This is a genomic window from Inquilinus limosus MP06 (genome assembly GCF_000767795.1).
Classification (GTDB): domain Bacteria; phylum Pseudomonadota; class Alphaproteobacteria; order DSM-16000; family Inquilinaceae; genus Inquilinus; species Inquilinus limosus_E.
Map to the genome: position 1 here is coordinate 1 of NZ_JANX01000092.1, position 15698 is coordinate 15698.

Here is a 15698-nt window from a genome sequence, read left to right on the forward strand (position 1 = left end):
GGAGCGGACGGCGAAGACGGTGCCGGCGGCGCATCCGGCGAGCCAGAGGCGGGGGCCGGGCGACCGGTCCGGGTCGTTCTCCCCCTCGATCCGTCCCCCGGCGGTGAGCCGGAACAGCGTCCCGAGCTGGATCGCGAGCCGGCCGATATCGTCAGCCATGCGGGCTAGCGGACATAGGCCAGCTCGGGCCCCGGCTCGGCCCACTCCATCGCCGCGAGCCGTCCGGTGCCGGACAAGGTGATGACTGCAGCCCGTCGGCAATGATGCGAATCTCGGGCATGGCGTCCTCCGTCAGATCAGCCCGGGCCGGGCCGCGGCCTTCGTGCTTCCGCACGATACCGCCGCCACGAGTCCCGTCCAGGCCGATCTGGCCCGCGCTCAGCCGATCGCGCGCGGCGTTAGGATGTCCTCGAGCCCGATCCGCCGCAGCAGCTCGGCCCGCACCCGGTCGGCGACGCCGTTGACGATCTCAGCGCCGTCCTGCGACGGGTCGACATGGACCCGGAACGGCCGCCGGCCGAAGGGCGTGCCAACCACCCTGACGATGGCGTCCGCCACCGCCTGCGGGTCGGCGTCGGCCGGCTCCAGCGACGATGGCGGAACTCATGGCTTCTTCTCCTCAGAATCCGAACAAGAGGAAGCAGCGAGAGGATTGGAAACCGTTCGAGACCGCGCTGGCGTGGGTCGGCTGGCGGTGGTTTCGAGAACCGGAGCGCAGCGGACGTTCAAGTCCGTGAGCACCGGAAGCTTCGAGTCCGCCATCGGACGGCCGCGCCAGTAGCAGTATCGAACGGTCTCTCAGACGAGGCCGCCATTGGCGCGCAGGACCTGACCGTTGACCCAGCCGCCCTGCGGGCCGGCGAGGAAGGAGACGACGTTGGCGATGTCCTCCGGCGTGCCCAGCCGCTCCAGCGGGGCGGCCTTGGCGAGGCGGTCGACCAGCTCCGGCGTCTTGCCGTTGAAGAACAGGTCGGTGGCCGTCGGGCCCGGGGCCACGGCGTTGACGCTGATGCCACGGCCGCGCAGCTCCTTCGCCAGGATCCCGGTCAGCGCCTCGACCGCCGCCTTGGTCGCGGTGTAGACGCCGTAGGTCTCGAGCCTGGTGCCGACGACGCTGGTCGAGAAATTGATGATCCGGCCACCGTCGCGCAGCCGCTTGGCGGCCTCGCGCAGGGTGTTGAAGCTGCCCTTCAGGTTGACCGCGACCGTGCGGTCGAACAGCGCGTCGTCGGCGTCGGCGATCCGCGCCAGCGGCATGATGCCGGCATTGTTCACCAGCACGTCGACACCGCCATAGGCAGTCTCCGTCGCGTCGAACATGCGCCGCACCGCGGCGGGGTCGGCCACGTCGGCCTGGGCCGAGATGGCATGGCCGCCGGCCTGCTCGATCCTGCGGGCCAGGGCCTCGGCCGCCTCGGCATTGCCGGCGTAGTTGATGACGACGGTGAAGCCATCGCGGGCCAGCCGCTCGGCGATGGCGGCGCCGATGCCGCGGGAGGCGCCGGTGACAATCGCGACCCTGGTGTTCCGTTCGCTCATGATGTCCTCCGAAAGCCGATCTCGTTGTGGGATGAGGCAAAGATGCGCCTTCCCGCTTGCCGGATAATCTGGTTTGATCCGGCATCATCATTCGAAGATCGGGAACAATTCGAATGGACCGGCTGGATGCGATGCAGCTGTTCCTGCGGGTGGTCGAGCGGCGCAGCTTCTCGCTGGCGGCGCAGGATCTCGGTCTGCCGCGCTCGACCGCGACCGAGGGCGTCAAGCAGCTGGAGGCGCGGCTGGGCGTGCGGCTGCTGCAGCGGACCACGCGGCAGGTCCGCCCGACCCTGGACGGCGAGGCCTATTACCAGCGCTGCCTGACGATCCTGGCGGATATCGAGGAGGCCGAGGCCGCCTTCACCGGAGCCAAGCCGAAGGGTCTGCTGCGGGTGAACGTGCACGGCATCCTGGCCCGGTCCTTCATGATGCCCGGCCTGCCGCGCTTCCTGGCGGAGTACCCGGACATCCAGATCCATTTCGGCGAGGGCGACCGCTTCGTCGACCTGGTGCGCGAGGGGGTGGATTGCGTGCTGCGGGTGGGCCAGCCCGCCGACAGCACGCTGATCGGCCGGCGCATCGCGGTGCTGGCGGAGGGCACCTTCGCCAGCCCGGCCTATCTGCAGCGGTTCGGCACGCCGCGCACGCTGGACGACCTGGCGGGCCACCGCATGGTCGGCTTCCTGTCGTCGGCCACCGGCGCGCTGATGCCGCTGGAGTTCACGGCCGACGGCGCCCCGCGCCAGGTGACGCTGCCGGTGACGGTGTCGGCGGCCGGCGCCGAGATCTATTTCGCCGCGGCCCGGCTCGGGCTCGGCTTGATCCAGCTGCCGCGCTACCGCCTGGTCGACGACCTTTCGGCCGGCACCATGGTCGAGGTGCTGGCCGACATGCCGCCCGCCCCCACCCCGGTCTATGTGCTGTACCCGCACAGCCGGCAGCTGTCGCCGCGGGTGCGGGTGTTCATCGACTGGCTGGCGGCGGAGTTCGCGGCCCGCCTGCCCTCGGCGGAAGGCGGATAGGGCGGGAGGCGGCTAGGCCGGATCACGGTCCCCGCATTCCAGGGCTGACGGTATGTCGAGCGTCTTCGCGCGTTGCCTCTCCCGCCGGACGCGGGAGAGGCAACAACGCATTCGTCCTGCTCAGGACAGTGGGGGCGGCCTACGCCGCCGCCTCCTCCTGCCCGTCGAGCAGCCCCATCGCCTGGTGCTCGAACAGCTCGCGGTAGTGGCCGCCCTCGCGCTTCACCAGCTCGGCATGGGTGCCCTGCTCGACGATCCGGCCGCGGTCGAACACCAGGATGCGGTCGACCTTCTGCACGGTCGACAGCCGGTGCGCGACGATGATCGTGGTGCGGCCGATGATCAGCTTCTCCACCGCCGCCTGGATCAGCGATTCCGACACGCTGTCCAGGCTGGACGTCGCCTCGTCCAGGATCAGGACCGGGGCGTCGGCCAGGATGGCGCGGGCCAGGGCGACGCGCTGGCGCTCGCCGCCCGACAGCTTCACCCCGCGCTCGCCGACCAGCGTGTCGTAACCCTGCGGCAGGCGGGCGATGAAGTCGTGGGCATAGGCCTGCCTCGCCGCGTCGACGATCTGCTCCATCGTCGCGTCGGGCCGGCCATAGGCGATGTTCTCCGCCAGGGTGCGGTGGAACAGCACCGGCTCCTGTGGCACCAGGGCGATCTGGCGGCGCAGGCTCTCCTGCGTCACCGCGGCGACGTCCTGGCCGTCGATGCGGATGGCGCCGCCGTTCAGGTCGTACAGGCGCTGCACCAGCTTGACGAAGGTGCTCTTGCCGCTGCCGGAATGGCCGACCAGGCCGATCCGCTCGCCCGGGGCGATGGTCAGGGAGAAGCCATCATAGATCGGCTCCTTCTGCCCCTGGTAGCGGAAGGTGACGGCGTCGAAGTCGATGCGGCCGGCCTCGACCTTGATCGCCGGCGCCGCCGGCCGGTCCTCGACCCCGAGCGGCTGGTCCATGAAGTCGACCAGCTCCTCCATGTCGTTGACCGCGCGCTGCAGGTTGCGGACATGCATGCCGATACCGCGCAGATAGCCGTGGATCAGGGCGTAGGTGCCGAGGATGTAGGTGATGTCGCCCGGCGTCGCCAGGCCGCGTCCCCACAGCCACAGGCCGATGCCCAGCACCATGCCGTTCAGCCCGACCATGATCAGGTTCTGGGTGGTGCCGGAATTGGTGCCGCGGTGCCAGGTGCGGATGGTGCGCTGGCGCCAGGTCTCCACCGTGCGGGCGATGAAGGCGTCCTCGCGCCGCTCGGCGCCGAAGGTCTTCACCACGGCATTGCAGCCGATCGAATCCGCCAGGTTGCCGCCGAGCTTCGAATCCATCTCGTTGGCCAGCCGCGCCGCCGGGGCGACATAGCGCAGCACCAGCACCAGGCTGACCAGCAGGAAGACGGCGACGCCGCAGGCCACCGCCGCGCCCATCAGCGGCCAGCGCGCGGCCAGGAGGGCGGTGGCGCCGAGCAGGACCAGGATCGACGGCAGCAGCTCGACCAGGATGACGTCGTTCAGCAGGTCCATCGCCCAGGTGCCGCGGTTGATCTTGCGGACGGTGGAGCCGGCGAAGCTGTTGGCGTGCCAGTCGGTCGAGAAGCGCTGGACGCGCCAGAACGCCTCCTGCGTCATCGCCTGCATGATCCGGGTGGTCAGCCGGATGATGGCGCGGAACACGGTGTCGCGCAGCGCCACATAGACGATGCCGAGCCCGATGATGGTCAGCAGCGCCGCCAGCGCGGCGTCATAGCCGCCGGGGCCTGAGGCGATGGCGTCGACCATGCGGCCGGCGAAGACCGGCAGCACGACGTCGATGCCGGTCGACGCCAGCACGCCGCCCATCGCGACCGCGATCTGCAGCGGATGTCGGCGCCAATGGCCGTAGCTGAAGCGCAGCACGCGCGTGAGGGGATTCTGAGGGGTGGTCTGGTTGGTGGTGGTCTGGTCTGGCGCCACGGTCGTTCCGACACCGCCGAAGCGGCATCCTCCCGGCTGAACGGTTCAGGCGAATCGGCGTGGGCGGGGCCCGGTGCCGACGGCGATCTGAGGGTTTCGGGGTGGACGTCCGGGCGATTCGGGCCATCGGGCGTCCTGGGCGGGGTCCGGAGGCCCCCGGGGCCAGACCAGCCGGGAGCGCGGAGGCGGACCTACCTAATGGCGGAGGTCCGGGGAGCTGACGATGCGTGTCGATGCCACTGCAACTCCCCCTCTGCCGTTTCGTGGACGCCCATTCCTCCCGCCGCGACCGGCGGGGAGGTCCTTGATACCAGCGACAGAATGTTTCGGCAAGCCGTCATGGGAAGGCTGTCCGGCCGGAACGAAAAAGGGCCGCTCGCGCGGCCCTTTCCGGATGGATCGGCAAAAGAGAAAGCTGGTGCTTACGGCTTCTTCTTCGGCTTGACGGCAGGGGCCGCCGCAGCCTTGTCGGTCGGCGCCGCCGCGGTCTGGGTCTTGGCCCCGACCTCGTTGTAGCGCGTGTGCAGAAGCTCGTAGGACTTGTTCAGATAGTCGTCCAGCTGCTGCGGGGTGTACGTCACCACCTCGGCGAACTGGTCCTTGCGCGCCAAGCAGTAGGCGCCCTGGGTCATCCGCTGCATGCGCTGGGACTCGTCGTTCGCCATCTTGGTGCGGTAGGTATCGAACAGCCGCGCGCCGTTGCCCTTGTTGTACTTGCCCAGCAGCTTGCCGAGCTTGTCCTGGGTGTCCAGGATCCGGTCGTCGTTGTTGACGACCCACTGGCTGAACGTCCGGAAGATGATCGGATCGTTGTACTCTTCCTTGCAGCTCAGCCCGGTGACCATCATCTCGGTCTGCAGCTTGACCAGCAGGTCGTAGCGCACCTCGGTCGGCGTCAGCTGCGCCTTGGGCGGCAGGTTGGCCGGCTGGTAGTTGCCGACATCAGGGAACAGGCCCCCCGTCTGCGGCTTCGGCGGTGCTTCCTGGCAGGCCGCCAGCGCCATGGCGGCCAACGCGGCCGCGGTAAAACCCTTCATCGTCCTCATCGGTACCCCCGCAGATCCATCCGCCCGCACTCTAGCGCAGAAGCCGGGCCGACAGAATCCGAAATGCGACCCAGCTCATATGGTGCTTCAGGGAAAACCCTTATCTCATTGGGATGCATCAGTAAAGCGCGATCAGTCCCGACTCAGCTCAAGGGCCTCGACACCCAGCTCGGTGATCCGCCAGGACGGATCGGCCGCATCGGGGTCCAGGCAGGCGACCAGCTTCGCCCGGCCGGTTTCGCGCAGGGTGGCGCGAACCCGCCACAGCGGCAGGCCGGCCGCCTCCGCCAGCCGCGCCGCGGTGTGCGGCTCGGCCAGCAGGGTCAGGCTGCGCCTTGCCACCTCGGTCAGGGTGCCGTCGGGGTTGATGCAGGCCACGGCGCCGGATCAGCCCTTCACCCCGGTCTCGCAATACCAGAAATCGGTGTAGTCGTAGCCGCCCTTGGCCCGGGCATCGGCATCCTCGATCGTGCGCGGCGCCGGCACGATCACCTTGTCGCCGGGGCGCCAGTCGGCCGGGGTCGCCACCTTGTGCTTGTCGGTGGTCTGCAGCGCGTCGATCAGGCGCAGGATCTCGTCGATGTTCCGGCCGGTGGTCAGCGGATAGTAGATCATCGCCCGCACCACCCCGGTGGGGTCGATGACGAAGACGCAGCGGCTGGTCTCGGTGCCCGACTGCTCCGGCATGATCATGCCGTACAGCGTGGCCACCCTGCGGTCGCCGTCGGCGATCACCGGGAACGGGATGCGGGTGCCGAACAGCTCCTCGATCCGCTTGGTCCAGGCGAGATGGGCGTAGATGCTGTCGATCGACAGGCCCAGCAGCTCGACCCCGCGCTCCTTCAGCGCCGGGGCGATGCGGGCGAAGGCGACGAACTCGGTGGTGCAGACCGGGGTGAAGTCGGCCGGGTGCGAGAACAGCACCACCCAGCTGCCCCGGAAATCCTCGAGCGCCAGGCGCCCATGCGTGGTCTCGGCCTCGAAGGACGGCGCCACCTGCCCGAGGCGGGGCAGGCTGGGCAGGGGGGATGTCTCGGTCATGGCGGACCTCACTGATGACGGCGGTGGCGACGGCGTTGCCCAAGGATAATCCAGCCGCGCCGCCGGGGCCAACCGGCTGGCCCGGGCGCCGGGCGCGGTATAAGCTCGCGCCCGAGCCTGCATGACCTGCACCCGCACGACCTGCGGATCTGCTGGAGGGACCGGATGAAACGAGGCACCCGCATCGCGGTGGCCGCGGCGCTGCTTCTCACTCTCGGCGGCCCCGCCGTGGCCGAGATCGACGTGTTGCGGCGGGCGCCGGAGCTGATCCAGGCGGTCGATGCCAATGATGTCGCCAAGGTCCGCACGCTGCTGCTGAGCGGGACGCCCCCGAACGCGACCGATCTCAACGGCCGCACCGCCCTGGTGATCGCCGCCCGGGACGGCCGCACCCCGATCGTGCGCGAGCTGCTGCACTTCGGCGCCCAGCCCAACCAGGCCGATTCGATCGGCAACACGCCGCTGTTCTGGGCCGCGGACACCGGCGACGCCGATGTCGTCCGTGCGCTGCTGGATGGCAAGGCCAACCCCAACCGCGCCAACCGCCAGGGCATCACGCCCCTGATGGCGGCGGCCCGCGACGGCAACCTGCCGGCGGTGGAGGCGCTGCTGGCCGGCGGCGCCAACCCGCAGCTGCGCGACTTCACCGGCCGCTCCGCCCTGGGCTGGGCCGAAACCAGCCGGTCGCGCGCGGTCGCGGCCCGGCTGCGCAAGGCCGGCCTGTCGGACTGACCCGGTATCGAGGTGATGGACGGGGCGCGGGTTGCGGTCCGCGCCCCGTCCGGTTAGGAGTCCCGGTCGTCGAGGGGCAGCAATGACGACCGGGACCGAGGCGGGGCCGTGGGGCGGCCCCGTCTCACGGATGCTCCGCCTGGGGGAAGGCGGGCCCCGCTTCCGTGTCCGGCTTCCTGCGATCGCGCCAGGCGATCAGCCGGTAGAACATCGGAATGAAGAAGGTGGCGATGACGGTGGCGGCGAGCATGCCGCCGATCACGCCGGTGCCGATCGAGTGGCGGCTGGCCGAGCCGGCGCCGCTGGCGATCGCCAGCGGCAGGCAGCCCAGGATGAAGGCCAGCGAGGTCATGACGATCGGGCGGAAGCGCAGCTTCGCCGCCTCCAGCGCCGCGTCGAAGGCGCTCATCCCCTCCTCGCGCTTCAAGACCGCGAACTCGACGATCAGGATCGCGTTCTTGGCGGCGAGGCCGATCAGCGTGACCAAGCCGATCTGGAAGTAGACGTCGTTCTGCAGCCCGCGCAGCCACACCGCCACCAGCGCCCCGAACAGGGCGAAGGGCACGGCGGTCAGCACCGCGATCGGCAGCGACCAGCGCTCGTACTGCGCCGCCAGGATCAGGAACACCATGACCAGGCCGAACAGCAGCGCCTGGTTGCCCGAGCCGCCGGCCGACTGCTCCTGGAAGGCCGAGCCGGTCCAGGCCAGGGCGTAGCCCTGGGGCAGCACCTCCTTCGCCAGCTGCTCCATCGCCGCGATCGACTGGCCGGAGGAGTAGCCGGGCGCCGGGCCGCCCATGATCTTGGCCGCCGGGAAGATGTTGAAGCGCTCGACCTGGTCGGGGCCGACCACCCGGCGCGCCTTGACCAGCGCGTCGATCGGGATCATCGCCCCGCCATCGGCCCGGACGAAGACCTGCTTCAGGTCCTCCGGCCGCTGGCGGAAGCTGCCTTCCGACGCCAGGCTGACCCGGTAGTTGCGGCCGTAGAGGGTGAAGTCGTTGACGTAGAGGCTGCCGAAGGTGGCCTGCATCGCGTCGAAGATCGACGAGATCGGCACGCCCAGCGCCCGCGCCTTCTCACGGTCGACGTCGAGCTTGTATTGCGGGATGGCGATGTTGAACATCGACCGCACCCCGGCCAGGTCCGGCCGCTGGGCCGCGGCCTCGACCAGCTTCTGCGTCGCCGCGGCCAGGGCCGGATAGCCGGCGCCTGTGCGGTCCTGGACATAGGCCTCGAAGCCGCCGGTGGTGCTCATGCCCATGATCGGCGGCGGGTTGAAGGCCAGCACCATCGCGTCCTTGATGCCGGCGTTCATGCCCATGAACGGCCCCGGCAGGTTGCGCGCGTCCAGCGCCGGGTCGGTGCGCTGCGACCAGTCCTTCAGCGGCACGAAGACGACGCCGCCATAGGTCTTCTGCGCGGCCGACAGCAGGTCGAAGCCGGGCACGTCGATGCTCTCGCTGACCGCCGGGTGCTTGAGGATGTTCTGCGTCGCCTCGGACAGCGCCTTCTCGGTCCGCTCCAGCGAGGCGGCGGGCGGCAGGAAGGCGGCGACGATCAGGTAGCCCTGGTCCTCGTCCGGCACCAGCGACCCCGGGATCTTCTGGAACAGAAGGCCCGCCACCCCGGCGAAGCCGGCGAACAGCAGCAGGCCGATGGCGAAGCGCTTGAGGAAGAAGCGCACGCCGGCGGTGTAGGCCGAGGTGATGCCGTCGAACACCCGGTTGAACCAGCGGAACGGCCGGGCGGGCTCGTGGTGGCCGGGCTTCAGGATCAGGGCGCACAGCGCCGGGGTCAGCGTCAGCGCGACGATGCCGGAGATGGTGACCGACACCGCGATGGTGACGGCGAATTGCCGGTACATCTCGCCGGCGAGGCCGCCCATGAAGGCGACCGGCACGAACACGGCGCACAGCACCAACACGATGGCGATGACCGGGCCCGAGACCTCGTCCATCGCCTTCCGCGCCGCCTCTTTCGGCGGCAGCTTCTCGGTGCGCATGATGCGTTCGACATTCTCGAGCACGACGATCGCGTCGTCGACGACGATGCCGATGGCGAGGATCAGGCCGAACAGCGTCAGGAGGTTGATCGAGAAGCCGAGCATGTACATGCCGGCGAAGGTGCCGAGGATCGAGATCGGCACGGCGATCACCGGGATCAGCGTCGCCCGCACATTCTGCAGGAAGACGAAGACCACCAGCACCACCAGGACCATCGCCTCGATGAAGGTCTTGATCACCTCGTCGATCGAGACCTCGACAAAGCGGGTGGTGTCGTAGGGGATGGCGTAGGTGATGCCGTCGGGGAAGGCCTGCTTCAGCTCCTCCATCCGCGCCTTCACCCCCTCCGCCGTCTCCAGCGCGTTGGCGCCGGGCTGCAGGTAGATGCCGATCGCGGCCGCCGGCTTGCCGTTGTAGTTGGCGGCGGAGTTGTAGGCCTGGGCGCCGAGCTCGACCCGCGCCACGTCCTTCAGCCGCAGCGTCGCCGCGTTGCTGTCGGATTTCAGGATGATGTTCTCGAAGGCCTCGGCGTTCGGCAGGCGGCCGTCGGTGGTGGCCGAATAGGTGAAAGCCAGGCCGTTCGCGTCCGGCTCCTCGCCGAAGCGGCCGGCGGCAAACTGGGCGTTCTGCTCCTGGATCGCGGCGGAGACGTCGCTGGGCGTCAGGTTGTACTGCGCCAGCTTGTCCGGCCGCAGCCAGATCCGCATCGAATAGTCCTTGCCGGCGCCGAACAGCGAGGCGTCGCCGACGCCGGGCACGCGCTTGAGGTCGTCGATGACGTTCAGCAGCGCGTAGTTGTTCAGGTAGATCGGGTCGTACTGTCCGCTCTCGTCATGCAGGATCACCGCCTGCAGGATCGAGCTCGACTTCTTGTCGACCCGGACGCCGGTGCGCTGCACCTCCTGCGGCAGGGTCGGCAGCACGCGCTGGACGCGGTTGTTGACGTTGATCGTCGCCTGGTCGGGGTCGGTGCCGATCTTGAAGGTGACGGTCAGCGTCATGGTGCCGTCGCCGGTGTTGGTCGACCGCATGTACAGCATGTTGTCGACGCCGTTGATCTGCTGCTCCAGCGGCGCGGCGACGGTCTGGGCCACGGTCTCGGCACTGGCGCCGGAATAGCTGGCCGAGACGGTCACCTCGGGCGGCACGATCTCGGGATACTGCGCGATCGGCAGCACCCGCATGGCGACGAGGCCGGCCAGGGTGATGACGATCGAGAGGACGGCCGCGAAGACCGGCCGGTCGATGAAGAAGCGGGAGATCACGGGGTGGCCTCCGCGACCCTGGCCTCGGACGGGCGCACCAGGCTGCCCGGCCGGACCTTGATCACGCCTTCGGTGATGATCCGGTCGCCGCCCTTCAGGCCGCTCTCGACCAGCCAGCCGCCCTCGACCTCGCGGCCGAGCGTCAGCGGCCGGGCCTCGGCCTTGTTGCCCTCGCCCAGGGCATAGGCGAAGGGACCCTGCGGGCCCTGCATCACCGCCATCTGCGGCACCACCACGCCCTGCTTCAGCGTCAGGCCGCTGACCGTGACCCGCACGAACTGGTTCGGCATCAAGAGGCCCTGGGCGTTCGGCAGCACGGCGCGGGCGCGGATCGTGCCGGTCTGGTTGTCGACGATGCTGTCGGTGAAGTTGATGGTGCCGCCCTGGTCGTAGGTCCGCCCGTCGCCCAGCTTCACCGTCACCGGGAAGCGGCGGTCCTGCGGCCCCTCGGCCTTGCCCTCGTCCAGCAGCCGCCGGATCTCGGCGAAATCGGCGTCGCTGAAGGAGAAGCTGACATAGGCCGGGTCGAGCTGGGTGATCCGGGTCAGCAGGCCGTTGGTGCTGATCAAGCTGCCCTCCGGCACCTCCTCGATGCTGGTCATGCCGCCCAGCGGCGCCGTCACCGTGGTGTAGTCGAGGTTCAGCTGCGCCGTCTTCAGCTGCGCCTGGGCGGCGGCCACCGCCGCCTCGTCGGTGCGCACCTGGGCCGCGGTGTCGTCGCGGTCGCGCTCCGACCCTGCGCGGGAGGCGAACAGCTTCGCGGCCCGCTCGGCATTGATCCGACTGTTGGCCAGCTGCGCCTGGGCCTGCTGCAGCTGGGCCTGCACGCGCGCCACCTCGGCCTGATAGGTGGCCGGGTCGATACGGAACAGCTCCTGCCCCTCCCGCACCCGCTCGCCCTCGATGTAGTCGCGCTTCAAGAGGATGCCGCCGACGCGGGCGCGCACCTCGATCTCGCGGAAGGCCGACACGCGGGCGGCATAGGTGTAGGTCAGCGGCACCGGCCCGGCCGACACCTCCTGCACCGTCACCTCGGGCGGCGGCGGCGCGGATTGCGTCTGGGCCTGGGCTTCACCGGTGTTTTCGTTGCAAGATGCAAGAATCGGCGCGGCGGCCAGGGTAGCGGCCAATGCGACGGCGCGAAGAGAAGACGTCCTGATCACGGTGACCGCACCTTTGCCTGAGAGTTTTTTGCACTGCACAACAAATTCTGACGACGGCAATACGTGCGGGATTGATTTACATACATTCTTGAATGTATGTATGAGGGATGCAGACCAACCCCTCGACATTTCACCTGACCCCCACACCGCCTTATCGGCTCATCTCCAGAATGCCTGCACTTTGCCGCCCGAGCAATGGCGGACAGCGTGCCGGCGAGACGGAACAGTCTATCGGGAAAGTGGGGGCAGCCAACCCCGGACCAGAGGGAGCATCGTCGGGGGACACCCCGGAGTCCGGATGGCTGAACTCACGACAACCCCTTCCCGCTGTCGGATTTTTTTGCGCCGCACACACCCCGGGGCCTCCGGGATGTCAGGCAGGGATGGACTTATATACATACTCGAACGTATGTAAAGAGAAAAAAGGGGGAGAGGGATAGAGACATGGCACGCCGCACCAAGGCCGAGGCGGAAGAGACCCGGCAGAAGATTCTGGACGCAGCGGAGCGGCTGTTTTTCGTGGACGGGGTGTCGCGCACCTCGCTGGAGCTGATCGCCAACGCGGCCGGGGTGACCCGGGGCGCCATCTACTGGCACTTCAAGAACAAGGTCGAGCTGTTCGAGGCGCTGCATGAGCGCGTGAAGCTGCCGGCGGAGGATATCGTCGAACGGGCCATGGCCGACGGCCATCCCGACCCGCTGGGCCTGATCGAGCAGGCGACGGTCGAGAGCTTCATCGCCCTGACCGAGGATGAGCAGCGCCAGCGCGTCTTCACCATCCTGACCTGCCGCTGCGAGTATGTCGGCGAGATGCTGGCGGCGCTGGCGCGGCAGCGCGAGGCGCATGACCACATGCGGGCGACGATGAACCGCGCCTTCGGGGCGGCGCAGGAATCCGGGCGGCTGAGCCCGGCCTGGCCGCCGGAGGTGGCGGCCAGCACCCTGACCTGCCTGATGGTCGGGCTGATGGTCGACTGGATCCGCTTCGGACGTCGCTTCGACCTGGTCGAGACCGGCACCCGCAGCGTCGGCGAGCTGTTCCGCTCGTTCCGGCGCGAGACCGAGCCGGCGCTCTGCTGAGCCGGCGCCGAAGCGTTCAGACCGCACGATGAGCCGCCATCCGGGTTGGGCCCGGATGGCGGTGCCTATTCCCCGGCCGCCTGGGGGCGGGCGCGGCCGCGCCGGCTCCAGGTGAAGGTCGAGGTCACGCCGAAGTTCCAGACCGAGGACAGGGCGGCGCCGAGGAAGCTGGCCAGGGCCCAGGGCACGCTGCGCTCGAACAGGAACTCCGCCACCTGCAGGTTGATCAGGGCGCCGATGGCGCAGGCGGCGTAGAAGGACAGGAGGCCGCGCAGGAAGTCGCGGCCGCGCAGCTGCTTGTCGCGATAGGTGATGCGGTTGTTGAGGGCGAAGTTCGAGGTCATCGCCGCCACGGTCGCCACCGCCTGGGCCCAGTAGAAGTCCCAGCGGAAGGCGTGCAGGAACAGCCCGACCAGGGCCAGCTGCACGGCCACGCCGGACAGCCCGACCATGACGAACAGGATGAAGCGCGCCGGGATCGTGCCGCCCAGCAGCTTGTCGAAGATCAGCATCAGGAATTCCAGGCTGACGGCGAAGTCGAGCTTGCTTTCGCCGCTGAGCCGGCTGCGGAAGACGAAGGGCAGCTCGGCGAAGCGCAGCGGGCGCCCGGCCGAGGCGAAGATGTCGAGCAGGATCTTGAAGCCCTGCCCGTTCAGCCGGTCCGCCACCTCCTCGATCAGCGGCCGGCGCAGCATGAAGAAGCCGCTGAGCGGGTCGGTCAGCTCCTTCGGCACCACCATGCGGGCCAGGCGGATGCCGAGGCCGGACAGGCGCTCGCGCTTCTCCGAGAAGGTGCCGAGGTCGCTGCCCGGCAGGAAGCGGCTGGCGACGACGATGTCCAGCGTGTCGGCCTTCAGCCGCGCCAGCATCTTCGGCAGCAGCGTCTCGTCATGCTGCAGGTCGGCGTCCATCACCGCGAGATAGGGCGCGCCGGTCGCCATCATGCCCTCGACCGAGGCCGAGGACAGGCCCCGCCGGCCGATCCGCTTCAGGCAGCGGACATTGTCCCGGGTCTCGGCGATCCTGTAGACCGCCTCGGCCGTGCCGTCGGTCGAATCGTCGTCGACGAAGATCACCTCCCAGGCGATCCCGGCCAGCGCGGCGTCGAGCAGCTCGACGAGGCGACCGACATTGCCGACCTCGTTCAGGGTCGGCACCACCACCGCGAGCTCGTAGCGCATCACGACGCCGACCCTTGGGCGGCCATCCAGGGCGCGCCCGGCGGCAGCGGCAGCGGCCAAGGCGCCTTGAAGCCGCGCGCGGTGTAGACATGCAGGGTCAGCTCGGCCCGGCCGCCGCGATGGACGATGATGTCCGGCTGCGGCTCGACCGAGGCGAAATAGGGCCGCCAGCGCTCGTCGAAATCCTTCAGGAACTCGTCCTGGCCGATGATCACCGCGTCATGGCCGGCGAAGTCCATCTGGTTCCAGCCGAAGGCCAGGTTGCGGGGGTCGCGGCACAGGCACAGCACCGGCAGCCGGTCGCCGAGCTGGACGTCGATCTTGCCGGTCTGGTGCCATTGGGTGCCGACCACGAACAGGCCGGGCTGATCGTACCAGCCGCGCTCCCGCGCCGCGGCGCGCAGGTCGGTCCAGTCCAGCCCCTCCAGCGTCGGATCGTGCTCGAGATGGGCCCGGTCGAGATAGGGCAGGGCCCGCATCCAGCCGGTGGCGGCGTGGCTGCCCAGCACCACCAGCACGAACACGGTGGCAACGCCCGAGGCCTTGAGCCAGATCCGCGCGGCGCGGCTGCCGTTCTCCAGCCACCGCGCCGTGGCGGCGCCCAGCAGCGGGAACAGCAGCAGGTAGCCCGGCGCCTGCCAGTGGAAATGGGCGCCGATCTTCGCCCAGGAGGCGACGGCGGTGAACAGCACGATCGGGATGACGGCGAGGCTGACCAGGAACCAGCCGCGCAGGTCCTTCGGGCCGCGGATCAGGCCGGCGACGAACACCCAGATCATCGGCAGCCACACCCAGGGCAAGAGCCAGATCGCCTGGCCGCCGATGTTCTGGGCCAGCCAGTCGGGCCGGAAGCGCCCGCCGGAGCTGCGGCCGCCCTGGAACAGGAACGACACCCACTGGTTGTCGGCGTTCCAGACCAGCACCGGCGAGAAGATGGCGAAGGCGATCACCACCGCGACCCAGGGCGCCGGATGCAGCAGCCAGCGGCGGCGCCCCCGCGTGGTCAGCAGGAACAGCAGCAGCCCGGCCATCATCAGCGAGGCGTGATACTTCGACAGCAGCGCCAGGCCGAAGCAGGCCCCGGTGGCCAGCCACCAGCCCCAGGCCGCGGCGCGCGACAGCGTCTCCGGCTCCGGCACCACCACCCGGGCGGTGCAGTACGCCGCGGCCAGCAGGAACAGGAACAGCGGCCCGTCCGGCTGCACCCAGCTACCGACGCTGAGGAAGAACACGGCCGACAGGTTCAGGAGCAGCGCCGCCCACACCCCGGCCCAGGCGCCGAACAGGTAGGCGCCCAGCCGGTACATCAGCCAGGTCGAGACGCCGAACATCAGCACATAGGGCAGGCGCAGCCACAGCTCGGCATCGCCGAGGCCGATCATGGCGTGGGTGATCCACAGGAACAGCGGCGGCTGGTCGAAATAGCTGAGCGCCCAGAACCGGGCGGTGGCGACGTAGTAGGATTCGCCGTTGCCGTAGCCGAGCGCCCAGGCCAGGGCGAGCCGCAGCAGCCCGCCCAGCAGGATCAGCCAGAAGATCGCCCCCTGGGGGGTATCGAGCCGCAGCCAGCCGGCGGATCCCGAGGATCCGCGCCGGGCGGACGCGGCGGAAAGAGCGTCGGTCATCCGCATTCCCAGCAGCCGCCCCTGAGGACGGGCTGCGCCTATCG

Annotated in this window: 13 protein-coding genes; 3 read left to right on the forward strand and 10 right to left on the reverse strand. The window is 69.4% G+C overall.

Annotated elements, in window-relative coordinates; translation table 11 throughout:
• Positions 1-378: 378 nt before the first annotated feature.
• Positions 379-558 (reverse strand): hypothetical protein, encoded by a 180-nt coding sequence (locus P409_RS10170; protein WP_034835043.1) that lies wholly within the window; start codon positions 556-558, stop codon positions 379-381.
• 240 nt (positions 559-798) lie between these two features.
• A complete protein-coding gene (locus P409_RS10175) occupies positions 799-1539 on the reverse strand; it encodes an SDR family oxidoreductase (RefSeq protein ID WP_034835046.1) in 741 nt (246 codons plus the stop codon).
• 113 nt (positions 1540-1652) lie between these two features.
• On the opposite strand from P409_RS10175, the gene P409_RS10180 reads away from it, so the two are divergent.
• On the forward strand, positions 1653-2561 hold the full coding sequence (locus tag P409_RS10180) for a LysR family transcriptional regulator (protein ID WP_034835048.1): 909 nt from the start codon (positions 1653-1655) through the stop codon (positions 2559-2561).
• A gap of 139 nt (positions 2562-2700) precedes the next feature.
• Here the strand turns inward: P409_RS10180 and P409_RS10185 are convergent, their stop codons facing one another.
• The 4 genes from P409_RS10185 to P409_RS10200 form a co-directional block, all read right to left on the reverse strand.
• Positions 2701-4515, reverse strand: a complete 1815-nt coding sequence (locus tag P409_RS10185) for an ABC transporter ATP-binding protein (protein WP_238578637.1) — start codon at positions 4513-4515, stop codon at positions 2701-2703.
• A gap of 422 nt (positions 4516-4937) precedes the next feature.
• On the reverse strand, positions 4938-5552 hold the full coding sequence (locus P409_RS10190) for a hypothetical protein (RefSeq protein ID WP_152613320.1): 615 nt from the start codon (positions 5550-5552) through the stop codon (positions 4938-4940).
• Positions 5553-5693: 141 nt separating this feature from the next.
• Positions 5694-5939 carry a hypothetical protein gene (locus P409_RS10195; protein ID WP_034835052.1) on the reverse strand — a complete coding sequence of 82 codons (246 nt, stop codon included), beginning with the start codon at positions 5937-5939 and terminating at the stop codon, positions 5694-5696.
• A 9-nt stretch (positions 5940-5948) separates the two neighbouring features.
• Entirely contained in the window at positions 5949-6602 is a 654-nt protein-coding gene (locus P409_RS10200) for a peroxiredoxin (RefSeq protein ID WP_034835055.1), read from the reverse strand.
• A gap of 165 nt (positions 6603-6767) precedes the next feature.
• On the opposite strand from P409_RS10200, the gene P409_RS10205 reads away from it, so the two are divergent.
• Entirely contained in the window at positions 6768-7334 is a 567-nt protein-coding gene (locus tag P409_RS10205; RefSeq protein ID WP_034835059.1) for an ankyrin repeat domain-containing protein, read from the forward strand.
• Positions 7335-7458: 124 nt separating this feature from the next.
• On the opposite strand, the gene P409_RS10210 is transcribed toward P409_RS10205, so the two are convergent.
• Positions 7459-10605, reverse strand: coding sequence for an efflux RND transporter permease subunit (locus P409_RS10210; RefSeq protein ID WP_274519154.1), 3147 nt, complete (start codon positions 10603-10605; stop codon positions 7459-7461).
• The gene (locus P409_RS10215; RefSeq protein WP_202964620.1) at positions 10602-11630 is read right to left on the reverse strand and encodes an efflux RND transporter periplasmic adaptor subunit; all 1029 of its coding nucleotides are present in this window, start codon (positions 11628-11630) and stop codon (positions 10602-10604) included. Before P409_RS10215 ends, P409_RS10210 begins: the two co-directional genes overlap by 4 nt.
• Before the next feature lie 582 nt (positions 11631-12212).
• Between P409_RS10215 and P409_RS10220 the strand changes: the two genes are divergently transcribed.
• Positions 12213-12848 carry a TetR family transcriptional regulator gene (locus tag P409_RS10220; RefSeq protein ID WP_034835062.1) on the forward strand — a complete coding sequence of 212 codons (636 nt, stop codon included), beginning with the start codon at positions 12213-12215 and terminating at the stop codon, positions 12846-12848.
• A 65-nt stretch (positions 12849-12913) separates the two neighbouring features.
• Here the strand turns inward: P409_RS10220 and P409_RS10225 are convergent, their stop codons facing one another.
• Both P409_RS10225 and P409_RS10230 read right to left on the reverse strand, forming a co-directional pair.
• A complete protein-coding gene (locus P409_RS10225; protein WP_034835065.1) occupies positions 12914-14029 on the reverse strand; it encodes a glycosyltransferase in 1116 nt (371 codons plus the stop codon).
• A partial coding sequence (locus tag P409_RS10230) for a glycosyltransferase family 39 protein (protein WP_238578638.1) occupies positions 14029-15698 on the reverse strand: 1670 nt, incomplete at its 5' end. The genes P409_RS10225 and P409_RS10230, both read right to left, overlap by 1 nt.